Genomic DNA, 15,382 nt, shown 5'->3' with positions numbered 1-15,382 from the left:
CCATGGCCGACGCCCTCCAGCAACGTATCGACTTCATCAAGGCCATCGACGCCCTCAAGGAAGTACAGCGCAAGACCTACCTGCTCACGGAATCCCGTTTCGAGAATTCTGCCGAGCATTCCTGGGCTGTAGCCACGATGGCCCTGACCTTCGCCAGCTACGCCCCAGAAGACACAAACATCAACCGCGTAATCTACATGTTGCTGCTCCATGACATCGTGGAGGTCGATGCCGGGGATGCGCTTTTGTATGACGATGCCGCTCGTGCCGCCAAAGCCATCCAGGAAAAGGAAGCCGCTACTCGCCTATTCGGCCTGCTCCCCGAGGAGCAAGGCCGAGAGTTTCGCGCTATCTGGGATGAATTTGAAGCCGAGGAAAGCCAGGAAGCCCAATTTGCCGCTGCACTAGACCGCTTCATCCCCATGCTCCACAATCTGGAGACCGAAGGACGCGCTTGGCGTGAGAACCACGTTTCTTACCAGCAGGTCATCGATAAGAACCAAAAAATCGAGAAAGCTTCCCCCGAACTCTGGGAATACATGCACACGCGCATCAAAGTCGCCGTCAATCGGGGCTGGCTCGCCCCCTGAAGACTCTGCTAGTATAAACATTGCAATGCTCAGCTCACTCATCAAGAACCGCCCACTCTGCATTGCACTCACTGTAGGCTCCCTACTCTACTCCACTCTCTTTTTAGCCGGCATCTGTATCTACGAATGCCCGGTCCCCATTCTGTTTGATGCACGCTGTCCAGGCTGCGGCCTGAGTCGATCTATCGTGGCCCTACTTCACGGAGACATCCTCTCATCTCTGCGGTGGCATGCATTTACGATTCCCGTACTCCTCATCTTTTTCGTGATCGGCATCGCCTGCATCCTCCCTCAGTCAGGAATCAAACATCTATCATCATTCATAGAAAGAAGCGAAAAGCTCACCAAATGGCCTTACTGCCTGCTAATCTTGCTAACAGCTTATTCCTTGACCAGAGTCGCACTAACATTTTAATATCTGACACTTACAAAACCAAACCCCTATCTTATCAGATGACTATTCTCTACTGGGCTGCTGCAGCCGTCGCCTTTGTTTTCTGGATCATGGTATTGATTCAGATGTTTAAAGATGAAAAAATCCTCCTTGGAATCCTAAGTATATTCTGCGGGATTGTCGCCTTCATCTGGGGATGGATGAATGTCGCAAAAGTGGGCCAGAAACTGATGCTTATCTGGACCATCGCAGTGGTTATCAGTGTCGCTTTAGGGTCAACCGTGATGAGCTCCTTCAGATAGCATTCCGACATCTGGCAAAGGTGGAATTCTATGCTACTATGATCCCTATGATGAAAAAGTCGTTCTTCGCACTGATACTCCTCTGTGGCCTGTCCGCTCTCTTACTCCCCCAAAGCGCCAAGGCTGAGGGATCACCTGGCAAAATCCTTATGGTGGTCACCAACCATGCCAAGATGCCCAATGGTAAAGCCACAGGCTTCTGGCTGGCTGAAGTCACCCATCCTTGGGCCCGCTTCACCAAGATGGGATTCGGAGTGGACTTTGCCAGCCCCAAGGGAGGCCTTGCCCCGATTGACCCCCGGAGCAAGGACATGAAGGATGCAGACAACAAGCTGTTTATGGAGACCGAGGGCACCCAGGAAGCCCTCAAGAATACGCAGAAGCTCTCTGAGGTAGACCCCAAGGAGTATCGCGCCATCTTTTTTGCTGGTGGACACGGCACCATGTGGGATTTCCCGGATGCTCCTGGCCTTTCTAAAATCTCCGCCGCCATTTATGAGAATGATGGAGTCGTAGCTGCTGTCTGTCACGGCCCTGCTGCCTTGGTAAACCTGAAACTCTCCGACGGCTCTCTCCTGATCAAAGGCAAGAAAGTCACCGGCTTCACCAATGAGGAGGAAGAAGCTGTCGGCCTGACAAAAGAGGTCCCTTTCCTGCTCGAGGACAAACTCAAGGAACAAGGAGCCACCTTCGATGGCGCCGAGAAGTTCAAAGTGAAGGTCATCACCTCAGAACGTCTCGTCACCGGCCAGAACCCGGCCTCTGCCGGCCCCACTGCTGACGCCGTACTCAAGCTCCTGGCGAATCTTCCCCTCAAGAACTAGGCGAACAAAAGGCCAAGGGTTTAGACGATTTTGCAACTACCGCCACGGGAATAGCCACCTTATGTTGCTATTCCCATGAAAACTAAACTCATAACCATGATCGGTGGTTGCTGCATGCTCTCTTCCGCAGTAGCCCAAACCTTAACACTCGACAGCTCGTCCTACACGGAAGGACAGAGTATCACCGCTTCCTGGACCAATGGCCCTGGAGACGGTCAGGACTGGGTAGGCGTCTACCCTTCAGGTGTCACCCCCGGTAATCAGGCAGCCAGTGAGTGGCTCTACATTGGCGGCTCCCAGACCTCGAAGAACAAAGGCCCCAAGAACGGCTCCGTAACTTTTAACAACCCGAGCCTCACCTCCGGCACTTACAGCGCCTACTACCTGAGTAACGACACCTACACCGTCCTCTCAGGCCCCATCAACTTCTCGGTCACCCAAGGAGGAGGACAGGGTAATGATCCAGCCATCACCACCAGTAAGGCCAGCTACGCCTATGGTGAAACGATCACCGTCAATTTCAGCAATGGCCCGGGTAACACCAATGATTGGATTGGTCTCTACAATCCAGGTGTCACTCCAGCCCAAGGCAGCCCCTCCCTCACCTGGAAATATACCGGCGGAGCCACCAGCGGATCGGTAGATTTTCCCAATCCCGGACTCCAGCCAGGAAACTACGTGGCCTACTTCTTGGAAAACGACGGCTACAACGTCCTCGACGGACCACTTTCCTTCAGCGTCACAGGAGGAGCAGGACCAGCTCAGCCCGAATGGGTCATGTCCCCTTTCCGCAGGATTCACGGTATTGCAGGTACTGCTTATAGTGGAAAAATTGGCAGCTACGCCTCCGACCCTGACCCGGGAGACACCCTCAGCTACAGTAAAGTCAATGGACCAGCCTGGCTCAGCATCCAGGCAGACGGCTCTATCTCCGGCACCCCCACAACCAACGATATCGGCTTGAACGCATTCACCGTCCGAGCAACGGACTTGGGAGGAAACACCTCAGACGCTACGATGAACATCATCATCTATGCAGCGGGATCAGAATCCGTTTCCACCCTCAAGGTCATGAGCTTTAATATGTGGCACGGACTCGGCCAAATCAATAATGGTCACCGCAAAGGCCTCGAAGCCATTATTTTGGCAGATGCTGACATCATCGGCACCCAGGAAACCGTGGACAACGTCAGCGGCTCAAACGTTAACCAAGCCCAGAAAATCGCCACCGATTTGGGATGGCACTATTATTCAGGCTATCCTGGAATCATCAGCCGCTATCCAATCACTGAACAGTCCATCGTAGGATCAGCCACCCGCGCAAAGATCAAGCTCACCAGCAGCCCGCTTAAGGAAGCTATCCTCTACAACTGCCACCTCGACTACCTCTACTACGGCCCTTACGAAGCCCATAAACAAGGCTCAACCGCTCAAAAGGTACTTGTCGAAGAGAAAAAGTCTCAGCGTGACGAACAGATCGCAGCCATCATCAGCGGCATGACATCTGATATCAACAATGCGGAAAACATCCCTGTATTGCTGACCGGTGACTTCAATGCCCCTTCCCATCTCGACTGGACGGAAGATACCGCTCCTTTCCACGGAGGAGTCGGCTATGTGGCCTGGCCTACCAGCCTCGCTTGTACTGACGCGGGCCTACTGGACTCTTTCCGCGAGGTGAATCCTGACCCAGTGCTAAAGCCCAGCAACACCTGGTCACCCCTTTTCCTTGGCGACGCCCAGGACCGCATCGACTTCATCTATTACAAAGGCAGCAGCCTCACCCCTACATCATCTGGCATGTTTCACACTGCAATCGAAGAAACCCTGGGAGCCTGGGGCAGTAGCATCACCCCAGCTCTAAACAACACCTGGCCATCAGACCACGGTGCTGTACTCACAACATTTACGGTACAACCGTAATACACTCACTCTGCTCACGCACAAAAAAAAGCGGCCAAGGATCACTCCCTTGGCCGCTTTCATTTCTTTTAAATTCGCAATGCTCCCCAAACTGCAAGCTCTTCACCACTTTTGCTAGATAGAATAAGTTATCCCCGGACCGTAACCTCCTTACTCATGAAAACTGCTCTCATTCTACTCATCACAAGCTGCCTCGCACCATTCCCGGCAATGGCGCAAGCACAAACAATTAACGGGATCCATGCAAACACCCCTCCGACATGGGTCAGCCCAAGCTTCCGCCGGGTACACGGAGTCGCCAATACCGCCTACTCGGGAAAAGTAAGTGCCTACGCCACAGACTTAGATAAAAACGACTCACTCAGTTTTAGCAAAGTCGACGGCCCCTCATGGCTCACAGTGGCTACCAATGGAGAGATCAGCGGAACACCGACTGAAAAGGACAGCGGAATCAACAGCTTCACCATCCGGGCCACCGACCTCAAGGGCAGCTCGGCTGACGCGACATTGAAGATCCCAGTTCACCGCCTTGCCTCAGAAAAAGTCACGGAGCTCAAAATCATGAGCTTTAACATGTGGCGGGGCCTCGGCTGGATCAACGATGGCTACCGGAAAGGCCTCAATGCCATTATTCTCTCTGATGCGGATGTGATTGGGATCCAGGAAGGCAAAAATACAGTCTCCTCAGGTGAGTACATCCTTCCTCAGCTCGCAAGGGATCTGGGCTGGCATTACACTCCTGAGGGTTATTGGGGCAGCGGCATCATCAGCCGTTACCCCATCACGGAGACCTTCAAAGCCGGCATCGCCACAGGGGCTAGGATCCAACTCACCAACTCTCCAACGAACCAGATTATCCTCTTCAATTGCCACCTACACTCTGCTCACCCCGGAGCTCATGAGGCGCAAAAAGCAGGATCAACTGTGGAAAAAGTCCTCAAAGTAGAATTACGTTCTCAGCGCCACGGTGAGATCACGACCATACTCAAGGGCATGGATAAACACCTGACCCAAGCAGATAAAACCCCAGTCCTCTTAGTCGGAGACTTCAATGCGCCATCTCACCTTGACTGGAATGAAGAAACCGCGCCCCAACACGGTGGCATCGGGAAAATCGCCTGGCCAGTGAGCACCGCCTGCATCAACGCCAAGCTCAAGGATTCCTTCCGCATGATCCACCCTGATCCAAAGGCCAAACCCGGCAACACCTGGTCACCTCTTTATCTCAAAGACCCTCAGGATAGGATTGATCACATCTACTACAGAGGAAGCAGCCTGAAACCTCTCGTTTCACAGGTGTTCCATACAAAGATCGAAACAACACTAGGCATATGGAAACACGACGTCGCCTCTAACATCGCATCAGCCCTCAATAACACCTGGCCATCTGACCACGCCGCCGTGATCACCACTTTCTCCCTCAACTAGGAAACACCTCCCTATGGGCACAAAAAAGCGGCCAAGGCTTATTCCTTGGCCGCTTTCTATAAGAAAAAATTACTTGGCCAGCTTGTCGCGCAGCTGCTCCTGGAAGGTGATCATATCCTCCTCATCCGGCTTGTATCCCGGAGTATCTGCATCCAGAGACAAGCGCCCCATCTGATCGATAGCCCAGAGAGCCTTCTCTCCATCGCTAAAGGTGACACGGCCGCTCACAAGGGCACCAGGTCTCACCAGCTCATCCACGGTGGTCTCCACCATTCCTGTAGCTACTTTAAGCTCTTCCTCAGGCGCACTCTCCACTGGGGCTTCCTCCTTCTTCAGCTCGATACCCAAATCTAGAATCAGGAATCGTGTATCCATGTAGGTGATCTGGATACCCAGCTCTTCAGCCATCCGCTTTTGAATGTCTGCCATCTGGGCACCATCGTCCGCCCATTGATGGATCTGCTGCTTCTGCTCGTCTGTTAGTTGGGATACGCTAAACATAATCTCTGCCCACTTCTACTAAGCTGCCTTGTTGATTGGAAGCACCAATCAGGAAATCTCCCGCACTATTCCGCATCTCCATTTTCCAGTTGATCCACAGAATACTTAGCCACCTTGTCCACAGCATCATTGGCCCCATACACCATGATCTCATCCCCCACATGAAGCGTGCAGCCTTTGTCTGGTGCTCCGGTGAACGAACCGTCCTGCCTGCGTATATTCAGGATCACCACGCCAACGTCTGAGGGACGAGACTCCCCCAGTTTCTTCTCACTCCAAGGATGCCCTTCTTCAAGTTTCACTTCCGAGATACAAAAACCTTCCTCCACCCTCAGCAAGGTATCGTAATCCATGGCTCGAACTACGCCAGCCGACTTCAGGCCGATCTTCATGATATGGTCCAAGGGCTTTTTCACCCAGCGCATATTCAAAAGTACAGAGATAATCACGATTCCCACCGCGAGCATTACCAGCCCCTCCCACAGATCCACGTCCAACTTCTCTCCACCCTGCACGAGAGTCACGATCAAAGTCGCCATAGCCGAAGTCAGACCAATATTTCCTGCAATAATCAAATGAAGGACGATTCTTCGGCGAACCGAGCTTTTCATGATCATCTCCGCCTCGGCCGTGGTGAAACCCACTCCAAAAAAAGCAGAGGACGCCTGGAATTTTGCCGCATGCTCACTCATTCCAGTAAGGACCAAGGCATTGGTCCCCAGTCTTACAACCAAAAGGGAAATCAGAACAATGACCAGTAGCGCTAGCAAGGAACCCATATCCTAACACCTACACTATCCCCTGAAGGTACTCAAGCCCCGCCATTGACAAGCTGCACCCACAGACTAATGCTGCGACCAAGAACTCGATCTTATCCCTCATCCCCAATGCTGAGCCGCCTCACCGCCATTCCTATCATCTGCGCCATATGGCTGGTCAACTTGCTATTCCGCCTGTTGCCAGTCTCTATATGCTGGAAAATCGGGGAATGCCTTGGCTCGCTGTGCTGCACGATCATGCCCGAGCGCCGCCGCGTGGTCCGCAACAACCTGCGTATTGTCGCCAAGCAGCACCCGGAAATCACCGTCACCGAGACCTTGGTTCGTCAGGTATTTCGCCGCTCTATTGCCAACCTGACCTGCTCCCTCAAGACCTACGGCATGACTCCAGAGCAGCTTTCCAAGCATGTGGAGATAGAAATACCGGACCAATACATGCAAGACATGGAGAGCAAGCGAGGCACCATCGTCTGCCTTGCCCACATGGGAAACTGGGAGATTCTTACCAAAATCATCGTTTCAGCAGCCCCTGACAACACCGAGTTCGGCGCCGTCTACCGCCCGCTCGATAACAAGGTGGCCAACAAGTATGTGGCTGGAGAACGTGAAAAGCATGGCTGCACCATGTTCCCCAAAGGCACTCCGATGACTACACTCAGCCAGTTTGTCAAAAAGGGAGGCAACCTGGGTATTCTGGCCGATCAACGTGCAGGCAAACGCCGCAAGTACGAGCGCCCGTTCTTTGGTGAAGGTTCAGCCCGCTCCAAACTTCCAGCCATTCTCCATCGGCGCAGTGGCTGCCCGCTCTACATGGCCGCCATCTACTCCGACACACCGGGTAAGTGGAAAATTAAACTCTTCCCCGTCGAAGTCAGCTCTGAGGACACAGAGGAGATCGTGGCCGCCATTACTGCCTCCTACGAACAAATTTTCAGGGAGCACTTGATCGATGTCTTCTGGCTACACACCTACTGGAAAAAGCCTCGTGTCAAGCCACGCAAGCCTGCATCAAACTAATGCGGCATAGCTGTCACGATTCTTCCATTCATCTGTATCAGCTGGAGCATTAGACAATGCAGCTTGCACATGAAAGCAAGCGTCATCATCAGCACCTACAACCAGCCTCAGTGGCTCGCCAAAGCACTCGCTGGTTATCTTTACCAGAGCAACAAGAACTTTGATATCGTCATAGCCGACGATGGCTCTGGAGAAGAAACCCGCGAAGTCATCAAACGCTTCGCGGCCTCCAGCAAGATCCCCGTAAAACACGTCTGGCATGAGGACAAAGGCTTCCGCAAATCCATCATCCTGAACAAAGCCATTCAGGCCGCCCCCTCAGACTACCTGATCTTCACAGATGGCGATTGCATCCCGCATCCAGATTTTATTGACGTTCACCTTTCCAAAGCCAAGCCAGGCTACTTTGTCTCTGCTGGCTATTGCAAACTGAGCATGGAAATCAGCGAGCGCATCTCCTTGGCTGATATCGCCATGGGTCAATGCTTCAAATCATCCTGGCTCATCGAAAACGGTCTACGCAGCCTTTCTCAGCACCTCAAAATCTCCTCCAAAGGAGCCATGGCCATCATGCTAGACGCCATTACGCCCACTAAAGCCACTTGGAACGGATGCAACTCCTCAGGCTGGAAGAAGGACATCCTGAACGTCAACGGCCACAACGAGGTAATCGAATACGGTGGTCAAGACCGCGAAATGGGCGAACGCTTGGTCAATCTGGGCATCAAGCCCCGCCAGCTACGCCATCGCTCCATCACGCTTCATCTGGACCATCCACGCGGCTACAAGTGTGAAGAAAAGATCCGCAAAAACCGCGAGCTACGCTCCCGCGTCCGCAAGGAGAAAATCACCCGCTGTGCGAACGGCATCCATCAGCTGGTAGGCCCTGAGCTCTCCTAGACATGGCATCCTTACTCAAGTCACTGGAGTACACCAGTCACGCCTTGCGCAGCTATGTACTCCCCTCCCACATCCGTACATACGCCGAGCTATCTAAACGCAAAGGCGTCCTGGATGGGCCCCTTGTGGTTTTCGACATGGTGAACACCCAGATTGACAATGTCATGGGGCGTTACCTCTACCACATCGTTAAAGATTTCCATACCCAAGGCTACACCCCTCATTACATGGCCAACTACCGATTCTTGGCCACGGTCCGTAAGAAACGCTACAAGGTCAAGCTGCTGGACATGCCCTTTAGCACCATCTCCAGCCTCAAGGAGATCGACCGCCCCTTCATCTACATCACGGACAAGCTCATCCATGAGCAACCAGCCTTGGCGGAACGCGTCATTCGCATCAGCTACAAGAAGCGACGACCTGAGAACACCTCTGAGATTCCGCTACCCTTCTTCGTTCACCCAGAGATCAGCACTCAGGAAGAATTTCCGCCTCAGGTGGATGACTCCAAATCGCGAAATACTCGTATTTTCTTCGGCGGCAATACACGCGTCAGTAGTTATGGCGACAGCTCCGTCAATCAAGTCTACAAAGTCATGAACCGTGTCCATGTCTTGGAAACGGTGAAAAGCTTCCTGCCAGCTAAGCAGCAGCAGATGATCCGAGAGAGCTTCAATGAACTCCCACCAATCACCTTCGCCTGCGTAGAAACTCAGCACTTCAAAATCCCATTCGCGCACTGGCTGGATACCATCATGCAGGCAGATTTCTTCCTGGCTTGCCCAGGCACCAGAATGCCTCTCTGCCACAATCTGGTCGAAGCACTCTCCTGTGGAAGCATCCCAATCATTCAGTACCACAAGTACCTCACACCTGAACTGATCGACGGCGAAAACTGCCTCACCTTCCATGATGAGGAGACCCTCAGACAAGCTATCCAGCGAGCCGTGGAGATGCCTGAAACCGAAGTACTGAAGATGCGGGCTGCCGCACTTCGCTACTACGAAGACAATCTAACCGAAGGTCAGTTTGCCAAGCGACTGCTGGACACACCGTCCAAGCAGATCACTTTGCTGCTCAACGCCTACCGGGCCCCTATCCTCTAGCAGGATAATTTCGCCCTTGCCGGCTTAGGCCCTCCAATGCTCGCCTACCCAGTCGGCTTTTTGAATGTAGCGAGACAAGTGGCGGCGCCACTTCTTTCCACCAAGCAGCTGTGTACCCACCCACTTCAAGTGCTCAGTTGGAGTCCGGACAGGTTCATGTGGCTTCCATTTGCCCTGGGCAGCATTCTCAGGCTTGGGGATCCCCGGAAAGGTAATCATCTTTGCTCCTCTGGGCACCACGGGTGGACGGAAGTAGCGAGTAAGAGCCGTCCCCATGCAATGAACTCGAAAATGCTTCGTCCAATCTTCCGGCCAGAATTTAACGCCGCCCTTGACTCCGTGGGTCACGTAATTTTGCTCAAATCGATACTTGCGGGAAATCCCCACTGAGTCAGCACGCAAGTTCTCTAACATATAAGCATGCCCGCCGATGGGAAAACGAAAAACCGAGGTCTGGGCACTCTTGCGGAAGTAGAGCCAGTTACGTGCCGTGATCACATCCTGCGGATCACCGTACTCGAAGTAGCCATCGATGTTATCCACGATCACGGTATCCAGATCGATAAAGAGAGCCACACCCTCCAGCCCGAAAAGCTCTTTTCCCCAAAGAGCACTCTTAGGCCATTTGCCAGGGACATCCTTCGGGATCTCACACCCCAATTCAGGAAGAGGTAGACAAGTAACCTCCTCCCGGATTCCTGATTCATCATCCGTGAAACAATAGAAACGAAACTCACCGCTCACATTTCTCGACACCATGCCATAGAGAATGTTCACATCCTTGGCACTGTAGGCCGTCCCCCATTTCATGCAGAGTATTTGCTTCATCGTCTTGTGTGTGTTGCGCTGCCCCGGCAGCAATCGAACAGCAGTAGCACCGACTTCACTGCTGCTGAAAAACGGAAGCGCAACACATGTGTCACATCTATTAGGCTCCCCAGCCCAGCCTTGCCCTCGATTGCTCAGAATGTATAAACGCAGGCACACTCCAGCGCCTGTACCCATGCCAGACTTCGAATCCCTTAATCTCCCCTCTTGTAAAAGCCTTTGCCTGAGCGATTGCTCCCCCGCATTGCGCGCCTACATGACCAGTCTGGAGAAAACCTGGATCGCCCCAGGAGAAAGCCTGAAACAAGGGTCACGCTCTACCGTTACCCGCATTGATCTGGAGGGCATTTCCTACGTGGCCAAGATCTACAAAAAGATGCCATTTCACCGCAGGCTCCGCTACGCGCTCACCCGCTCACGTGCCTTCCAAAGCTGGGAGACAGGCCATGCCATGTTGGAGGCAGGCATTCCGATCGCACGGCCTCTGGCCATCGTCGAGGAGCGCCCGATGGGCATCCCCGCCCGGGCTGCTCTACTGATGGAAAATGCCGTTGGTGAAGACCTGCTGAGCCTTGTGCAACGACAAGCGCTTGATAGCGATCAATTGAAAGAGATCGCTGCAAAGTTGCAGGTAGTTTTTTTCACGATGGAAAAGAAGCGAATCACGCACGGTGACTTCAAGGCGACCAATATCATTCTCGACGACACGCTCAGCCCCACCTTTATCGACAACGACGCCGCCATCCTTCATCAAAGCCAAAAGAGCTATCAGCCAGCAGCGGAGAAAGACCGCAAGCGCTTTATGGCAAATTGGCAAACACACCCGGAAGCACAGGAAGCTTTCCGCGATGTTTTCGGTAAAACCCCCTAGCTCTGGACACCACGGAATCCCACAGAGCAGCATCCTTCTTCAGCTCGCTTTTCCACTGCTCCCCTAAGTAGCCTCTCAAGAAGGCCACCATATCTCGGTCCGTAATACCGCAGTCGATAGCCGAGTAGAAGAGAGCCCCTAAATCCTTGGCCAGCCAGCGGTGCGGCACCTTCCCTCTGATCTGAGCACGGTGAAGATCCAGCAAAGGCAGACGGATTTTCTGATCTTCCGTCCATGTGGACCAATCTCGCTCCCCGATGTGAAAGTGACAGAGATAAAAATCACGGTGGTTCATGCCTGCGCCATGCATCCTGCGGCCAATATCCGCCACCTGGCGAACAAGAGTACGCTTCAGCTTCAGGCGCTTGGAACCTGTGAGTCCACCGTACTCCTTCATGAAATCCTCAAGTTCGACCTTCTCCTTTAGCTCGTCCATGATGACAAAGGACTGACGCTTAGCCGGATTGGCTCCACGAGCCCCCTTACCTACGAGGCTCACGGTTTCTACTCCCACACTCTCCAGCAGGGACACCGCCTTCCACTCATTGGAGGCATCAACCACCGGACAGCGGAACTGAGTAAGATTCTTGAACACTTCACCCCAGCCAATTCCCAGATGCACTTTGGCAAAGTAGCCTTTGCCCTCGAACTCAAAACGAAAGGTCCTTCTCCCCTCCTTGGCACGGACAACATCTCCCTCAGCCTCAAGCACCTTTTCAAAGGAACCCGGCTCTGGGAAGCAGCGCTGCATCTCGGGAGATAGATCGATCATCTGCCCAGAGCAGATATGACAAGAGCCCTACGGTCAAGCCCCGAGGGATGCTCACTACACTGGAGAACACGATTGCTCTTGGCAGCCCTGTTCCCATTCCTATATTCAGGATCTCTATGAGGCTGGGCATTTTCCTACAACACTACTTCCCCTACGGCGGGCTCCAACGCGACGCTCTCAGGCTCGCTCATGCCGCCAAGGAAGCTGGTGACGAGCCCATCTTGGCAGTCTCCCGGTGGGACGGCCCCCGCCCGGACGATATTAAAATCATCGTCCTGAATAGCGGAGGAGGCCGCAACCACCAGAAAGCCAAACTCTTTGCTCAGGATTGCCAAGAACTCTATAGCAAAGAGAAACTGGATACAGCGATCTGCTTCAGCCGTGTACCCGGTACTCCGTTCCACTTCTGTGGAGACCCATGCTACAAGGAGCGCTTCACCCGCACCAAGCCGTCTTGGCTAGCGATGCTGCCCCGATACCGCTACCTGCTGGAGACCGAAAATAGCCTTTTTGGAGATCATGCGAAGACCCACATCTTCTATCTAGCCGCCTCGGAGATCCCTGCCTACAAGAAGTTTTACCCCCTCACTAAGGAACACTACACCCTGCTTCCGCCATGGCTAAAAAAGCCAGAGACTCAGGAACTCGACAAAGACAGCCTCAAAACCAAATTACTCACCGAGCTAGATCTTCCGTCCAATGCTAATCTCCTCCTCTTTGTTGGATCTGATTTCAAACGCAAGGGATTGGACATCGCCATCCAGGCACTCTCCAAGCTACCAGACACAAATAGCGTACTCGTAGCCTGCGGTCAGTACGACCCGACGGCCTACCTCAAGCTAGCCAAGGAGCTAGGTGTGGCTGACCGAGTTCGCATTCCCGGTCCTCGTGATGACATTCCAGCATGGATGGCGGCGACCGATCTGCTCGTGCACCCAGCACGCCAAGAGACAGCCGGCATGGTCTTGCTGGAAGCTTTGACCTATCGACTCCCGGTCGTTTGCACAGAGAACTGCGGCTACGCGCAATATGTCTCCGAAGCTGGTTGTCAGACCGTCTCTCAAGACTGCGGTGTCGATGAGCTGGCAAAATCTATCGCTCAACACCTAAGCAGTCACGAAGCACTTCAGAACAGCATTACTCATTGGCTTGAAGCTGAAGACCGCTACAACACAGCCAATATCATGCTCGAGCGCATGAGAGAGAGCGCCCGTTAAGCTTTATCCTCATTGATTACTTCCAATTTTATGAAACCTTACGTCCTGATTCTTTGCGCCAATCTTAAAGGGAACATCGGTGATTATGCGATTCTTGAGGCAATGGGCGTCAGTCTGGCTAAGCTTCACCCGGACCATGAGGTGAGATTCCTGTATCACGGAAACAAAGGCATCGACCCACAACGTATCGAGCCTTTTACAAATGAGCTGCTCGTCCCGATGGACAATGCTGGGGCCCCACCATCCTACCGCAGACCTCGATGGTTCCGCCTCATGTACAAGCTCGGTTTGAGTCAGAGTCTTTTACAGAAAACTCACGCTTCCTTGATCGAGAAGACCGCAGACAAATTGCTGCAGGATGAAGCTTTTAAAAGCACTCTCACGGGAGCGACCGCGGCCTACTTCGCAGGAGGTGCCCAGTGGGGACGTGGTGATCTGCACCTAAACATGTTTGCCCAATTAGTTGCCACTAAAAAAGTGGGCTGCAAGGTCTACGCCTACCCCTTTTCGCTAACAAAGCAAACCGTCGACTGCATAGGAGAACCAGCGTTCGCCAACTTGACCCAGCAGCTAGAGACCCCAATCCCAGTACGAGATGCACTCTCACATAAAATCATCGAGACCTCTGGCACGGAAGCTGTCTCCACGTGTGACATTGTCTGGAGCATGGCTGACCACCTAAGCACCCTCTCCCTATCAGACTCAAGCAACTCTAACAAAGTCGGCATTTGCGTCACACGCTCTGGTGGCGCACGTGCACCCCAAGTCGCTCAACTCATTAAGACCATCAAGGAAGCGGGGCTGGAACCCACAGTCATCAGCACGTGCGAAGTAGAGGACAGAAAACTTATCGCTCAGATTGAGGAACTTACAGGCATCAAATGCATCGCTCCAGATTCCTGGAAACAAGCAGTACAGTTGCTCTCTGAAATGCGCTTCGTGATCACCAATCGACTTCACTGCATCATCTTCAGCTCACTCGCAGGAACAGCTGTAATCCCCATAGACAACCGGGCGAAAACCAAAGCATTTGTCATCGACGCCAATCTTCCATGCTCTGTACAAGAGCTAGATAAGGTCAGCATTGAGGATATTGAATCTTTCAAGGACCAGACTCCTCTGATCAAAGAACGCATTCAAGCCTTCAAGAGCAAGTGCCTAGATGACCTAGCTAGTCTTCTTCCTAGATTGAGAGCCAAAGACTAGATCCTCTTCAGGTCTTCAGGAAGCTTCTCATTGAGCATCCTAACAAAGAAACTCCATTCATCGTCACTGAGCACACCAGGGTCGCACTTGTGGTGCATTCTTTCCATGCGCGACCAGAACTTCTTGCGTATCTCAGCAGCAGAAAAGGTCATCTCAGGGTCAATCCACCAAAGCTTGCCTAACTCATCCACCAAGACATTGCCCAAGTGGAAATCCACAAATAAGAATCCAGATTGCGCCATCAGCGCCAGTTCTTCTGCCAGCGTGCTAAGTAGCAATGGTCGATCACCATCTAGAAGCGCCTGATGAAGTGGCTTCGCATTCTCCAGAAATCGATAGAGGTAGGCAGCTTCATAGTCACCCTGAAAACCAAAGACTTTCACCTCTACTGGCTCCGGTGTCTGTAGACCTATCTTCCTCAAGGCACTTGCGGCATTCCATTGCTTGTGCGCCTTTGTTCCTTTGCAGGCCACCCTCATCAAATGCACCAGCGGCGAGCGTCTGGGAAAGAACTTCACTGCCACACCATCAAGCAAAAGCAGTGGTGCCCCATTCCTCTCATTGGTATGGATCAGTTTGCCTTTTCCCAGCAACTCTTGCTCGTCAGTCATGCCCAGCACACCGCTATCCAAAACTTCTCCATCTGATGATCAAGCCAAATATCCAGATCTCCAGGCCTTCGTTCATTTCAGAGTTGAAAGGATGGACCTTTTCCCGACACTAG

Annotated in this window: 17 protein-coding genes; 12 read left to right on the top strand and 5 right to left on the bottom strand. The window is 52.8% G+C overall.

What is annotated here, in order from left to right:
• Positions 1 to 2 precede the first annotated feature (2 nt).
• The 6 genes from BUB27_RS04895 to BUB27_RS04870 all read left to right on the top strand — a co-directional run bounded on the left by BUB27_RS04895 (position 3) and on the right by BUB27_RS04870 (position 5,461).
• Positions 3 to 590, top strand: a complete 588-nt coding sequence (locus tag BUB27_RS04895) for an HD domain-containing protein (RefSeq protein ID WP_143158416.1) — start codon at positions 3 to 5, stop codon at positions 588 to 590.
• Between the two features lie 25 nt (positions 591 to 615).
• Positions 616 to 1,005 carry a DUF2752 domain-containing protein gene (locus BUB27_RS04890; protein WP_143158415.1) on the top strand — a complete coding sequence of 130 codons (390 nt, stop codon included), beginning with the start codon at positions 616 to 618 and terminating at the stop codon, positions 1,003 to 1,005.
• A gap of 38 nt (positions 1,006 to 1,043) precedes the next feature.
• On the top strand, positions 1,044 to 1,286 hold the full coding sequence (locus tag BUB27_RS04885) for a hypothetical protein (protein ID WP_143158414.1): 243 nt from the start codon (positions 1,044 to 1,046) through the stop codon (positions 1,284 to 1,286).
• 47 nt (positions 1,287 to 1,333) lie between these two features.
• Positions 1,334 to 2,110, top strand: a complete 777-nt coding sequence (locus BUB27_RS04880) for a type 1 glutamine amidotransferase domain-containing protein (RefSeq protein WP_200797064.1) — start codon at positions 1,334 to 1,336, stop codon at positions 2,108 to 2,110.
• A 75-nt stretch (positions 2,111 to 2,185) separates the two neighbouring features.
• A complete protein-coding gene (locus tag BUB27_RS04875) occupies positions 2,186 to 4,033 on the top strand; it encodes an endonuclease/exonuclease/phosphatase family protein (RefSeq protein WP_143158413.1) in 1,848 nt (615 codons plus the stop codon).
• A 156-nt stretch (positions 4,034 to 4,189) separates the two neighbouring features.
• Positions 4,190 to 5,461: an endonuclease/exonuclease/phosphatase family protein gene (locus BUB27_RS04870; RefSeq protein ID WP_143158412.1), complete on the top strand. Its 1,272-nt coding sequence runs from the start codon at positions 4,190 to 4,192 to the stop codon at positions 5,459 to 5,461.
• A 69-nt stretch (positions 5,462 to 5,530) separates the two neighbouring features.
• Here BUB27_RS04870 and BUB27_RS04865 read toward each other — a convergent pair whose 3' ends face one another.
• Together BUB27_RS04865 and BUB27_RS04860 are read right to left on the bottom strand one after the other, a co-directional pair.
• Complete coding sequence (locus BUB27_RS04865; protein WP_143158411.1) at positions 5,531 to 5,962, bottom strand: hypothetical protein; 432 nt, start codon at positions 5,960 to 5,962, stop codon at positions 5,531 to 5,533.
• A 65-nt stretch (positions 5,963 to 6,027) separates the two neighbouring features.
• A complete protein-coding gene (locus BUB27_RS04860) occupies positions 6,028 to 6,741 on the bottom strand; it encodes a TrkA C-terminal domain-containing protein (RefSeq protein WP_143158410.1) in 714 nt (237 codons plus the stop codon).
• A gap of 108 nt (positions 6,742 to 6,849) precedes the next feature.
• Between BUB27_RS04860 and BUB27_RS04855 the strand changes: the two genes are divergently transcribed.
• The 3 genes from BUB27_RS04855 (at position 6,850) to BUB27_RS04845 (ending at position 9,764) form a co-directional block, all read left to right on the top strand.
• Positions 6,850 to 7,758 carry a lysophospholipid acyltransferase family protein gene (locus tag BUB27_RS04855; RefSeq protein ID WP_159434811.1) on the top strand — a complete coding sequence of 303 codons (909 nt, stop codon included), beginning with the start codon at positions 6,850 to 6,852 and terminating at the stop codon, positions 7,756 to 7,758.
• 69 nt (positions 7,759 to 7,827) lie between these two features.
• The gene (locus tag BUB27_RS04850) at positions 7,828 to 8,658 is read left to right on the top strand and encodes a glycosyltransferase family 2 protein (RefSeq protein ID WP_143158408.1); all 831 of its coding nucleotides are present in this window, start codon (positions 7,828 to 7,830) and stop codon (positions 8,656 to 8,658) included.
• Between the two features lie 2 nt (positions 8,659 to 8,660).
• Entirely contained in the window at positions 8,661 to 9,764 is a 1,104-nt protein-coding gene (locus BUB27_RS04845) for a glycosyltransferase (RefSeq protein WP_143158407.1), read from the top strand.
• Positions 9,765 to 9,788: 24 nt separating this feature from the next.
• Here BUB27_RS04845 and BUB27_RS04840 read toward each other — a convergent pair whose 3' ends face one another.
• Positions 9,789 to 10,592, bottom strand: a complete 804-nt coding sequence (locus BUB27_RS04840; protein WP_143158406.1) for a glycosyl transferase — start codon at positions 10,590 to 10,592, stop codon at positions 9,789 to 9,791.
• Between the two features lie 175 nt (positions 10,593 to 10,767).
• Between BUB27_RS04840 and BUB27_RS04835 the strand changes: the two genes are divergently transcribed.
• Complete coding sequence (locus BUB27_RS04835) at positions 10,768 to 11,463, top strand: lipopolysaccharide kinase InaA family protein (protein ID WP_159434810.1); 696 nt, start codon at positions 10,768 to 10,770, stop codon at positions 11,461 to 11,463.
• Here the strand turns inward: BUB27_RS04835 and rfaP are convergent.
• Positions 11,393 to 12,235 carry a lipopolysaccharide core heptose(I) kinase RfaP gene (rfaP, locus tag BUB27_RS04830; protein ID WP_143158404.1) on the bottom strand — a complete coding sequence of 281 codons (843 nt, stop codon included), beginning with the start codon at positions 12,233 to 12,235 and terminating at the stop codon, positions 11,393 to 11,395. The genes BUB27_RS04835 and rfaP overlap by 71 nt on opposite strands.
• Before the next feature lie 47 nt (positions 12,236 to 12,282).
• Here rfaP and BUB27_RS04825 point away from each other — a divergent pair, with 47 nt between their 5' ends.
• Positions 12,283 to 13,452 (top strand): glycosyltransferase, encoded by a 1,170-nt coding sequence (locus BUB27_RS04825; protein ID WP_143158403.1) that lies wholly within the window; start codon positions 12,283 to 12,285, stop codon positions 13,450 to 13,452.
• 30 nt (positions 13,453 to 13,482) lie between these two features.
• Positions 13,483 to 14,658, top strand: coding sequence for a polysaccharide pyruvyl transferase family protein (locus BUB27_RS04820; protein WP_143158402.1), 1,176 nt, complete (start codon positions 13,483 to 13,485; stop codon positions 14,656 to 14,658).
• Here the strand turns inward: BUB27_RS04820 and BUB27_RS04815 are convergent.
• Complete coding sequence (locus tag BUB27_RS04815) at positions 14,655 to 15,269, bottom strand: RIO2 family protein (RefSeq protein ID WP_143158401.1); 615 nt, start codon at positions 15,267 to 15,269, stop codon at positions 14,655 to 14,657. The two genes, BUB27_RS04820 and BUB27_RS04815, sit on opposite strands and share 4 nt — an antisense overlap.
• Between the last annotated feature and the right edge of the window lie 113 nt (positions 15,270 to 15,382).

Origin of the sequence: Rubritalea squalenifaciens DSM 18772 (assembly GCF_900141815.1) — a bacterium.
In the GTDB taxonomy this organism is placed as follows: Bacteria; Verrucomicrobiota; Verrucomicrobiia; order Verrucomicrobiales; family Akkermansiaceae; genus Rubritalea; species Rubritalea squalenifaciens.
This window is presented reverse-complemented; position numbering and strand designations above follow the sequence as displayed.

What these genes read in the sequence shown, in the direction of transcription:
- BUB27_RS04825 (WP_143158403.1), top strand. Translation starts at nt 12,283, where the DNA reads ATGCTCACTACACTGGAGAACACGATTGCTCTTGGCAGCCCTGTTCCC.
- BUB27_RS04880 (WP_200797064.1), top strand. Translation starts at nt 1,334, where the DNA reads ATGATGAAAAAGTCGTTCTTCGCACTGATACTCCTCTGTGGCCTGTCC.
- BUB27_RS04840 (WP_143158406.1), bottom strand. Translation starts at nt 10,592, where the DNA reads ATGAAGCAAATACTCTGCATGAAATGGGGGACGGCCTACAGTGCCAAG.
- BUB27_RS04885 (WP_143158414.1), top strand. Translation starts at nt 1,044, where the DNA reads ATGACTATTCTCTACTGGGCTGCTGCAGCCGTCGCCTTTGTTTTCTGG.
- BUB27_RS04845 (WP_143158407.1), top strand. Translation starts at nt 8,661, where the DNA reads ATGGCATCCTTACTCAAGTCACTGGAGTACACCAGTCACGCCTTGCGC.
- BUB27_RS04890 (WP_143158415.1), top strand. Translation starts at nt 616, where the DNA reads ATGCTCAGCTCACTCATCAAGAACCGCCCACTCTGCATTGCACTCACT.
- BUB27_RS04875 (WP_143158413.1), top strand. Translation starts at nt 2,186, where the DNA reads ATGAAAACTAAACTCATAACCATGATCGGTGGTTGCTGCATGCTCTCT.
- BUB27_RS04895 (WP_143158416.1), top strand. Translation starts at nt 3, where the DNA reads ATGGCCGACGCCCTCCAGCAACGTATCGACTTCATCAAGGCCATCGAC.
- BUB27_RS04820 (WP_143158402.1), top strand. Translation starts at nt 13,483, where the DNA reads ATGAAACCTTACGTCCTGATTCTTTGCGCCAATCTTAAAGGGAACATC.
- BUB27_RS04870 (WP_143158412.1), top strand. Translation starts at nt 4,190, where the DNA reads ATGAAAACTGCTCTCATTCTACTCATCACAAGCTGCCTCGCACCATTC.
- BUB27_RS04850 (WP_143158408.1), top strand. Translation starts at nt 7,828, where the DNA reads ATGAAAGCAAGCGTCATCATCAGCACCTACAACCAGCCTCAGTGGCTC.
- rfaP (WP_143158404.1), bottom strand. Translation starts at nt 12,235, where the DNA reads ATGATCGATCTATCTCCCGAGATGCAGCGCTGCTTCCCAGAGCCGGGT.
- BUB27_RS04855 (WP_159434811.1), top strand. Translation starts at nt 6,850, where the DNA reads ATGCTGAGCCGCCTCACCGCCATTCCTATCATCTGCGCCATATGGCTG.
- BUB27_RS04835 (WP_159434810.1), top strand. Translation starts at nt 10,768, where the DNA reads ATGCCAGACTTCGAATCCCTTAATCTCCCCTCTTGTAAAAGCCTTTGC.
- BUB27_RS04860 (WP_143158410.1), bottom strand. Translation starts at nt 6,741, where the DNA reads ATGGGTTCCTTGCTAGCGCTACTGGTCATTGTTCTGATTTCCCTTTTG.
- BUB27_RS04815 (WP_143158401.1), bottom strand. Translation starts at nt 15,269, where the DNA reads ATGACTGACGAGCAAGAGTTGCTGGGAAAAGGCAAACTGATCCATACC.
- BUB27_RS04865 (WP_143158411.1), bottom strand. Translation starts at nt 5,962, where the DNA reads ATGTTTAGCGTATCCCAACTAACAGACGAGCAGAAGCAGCAGATCCAT.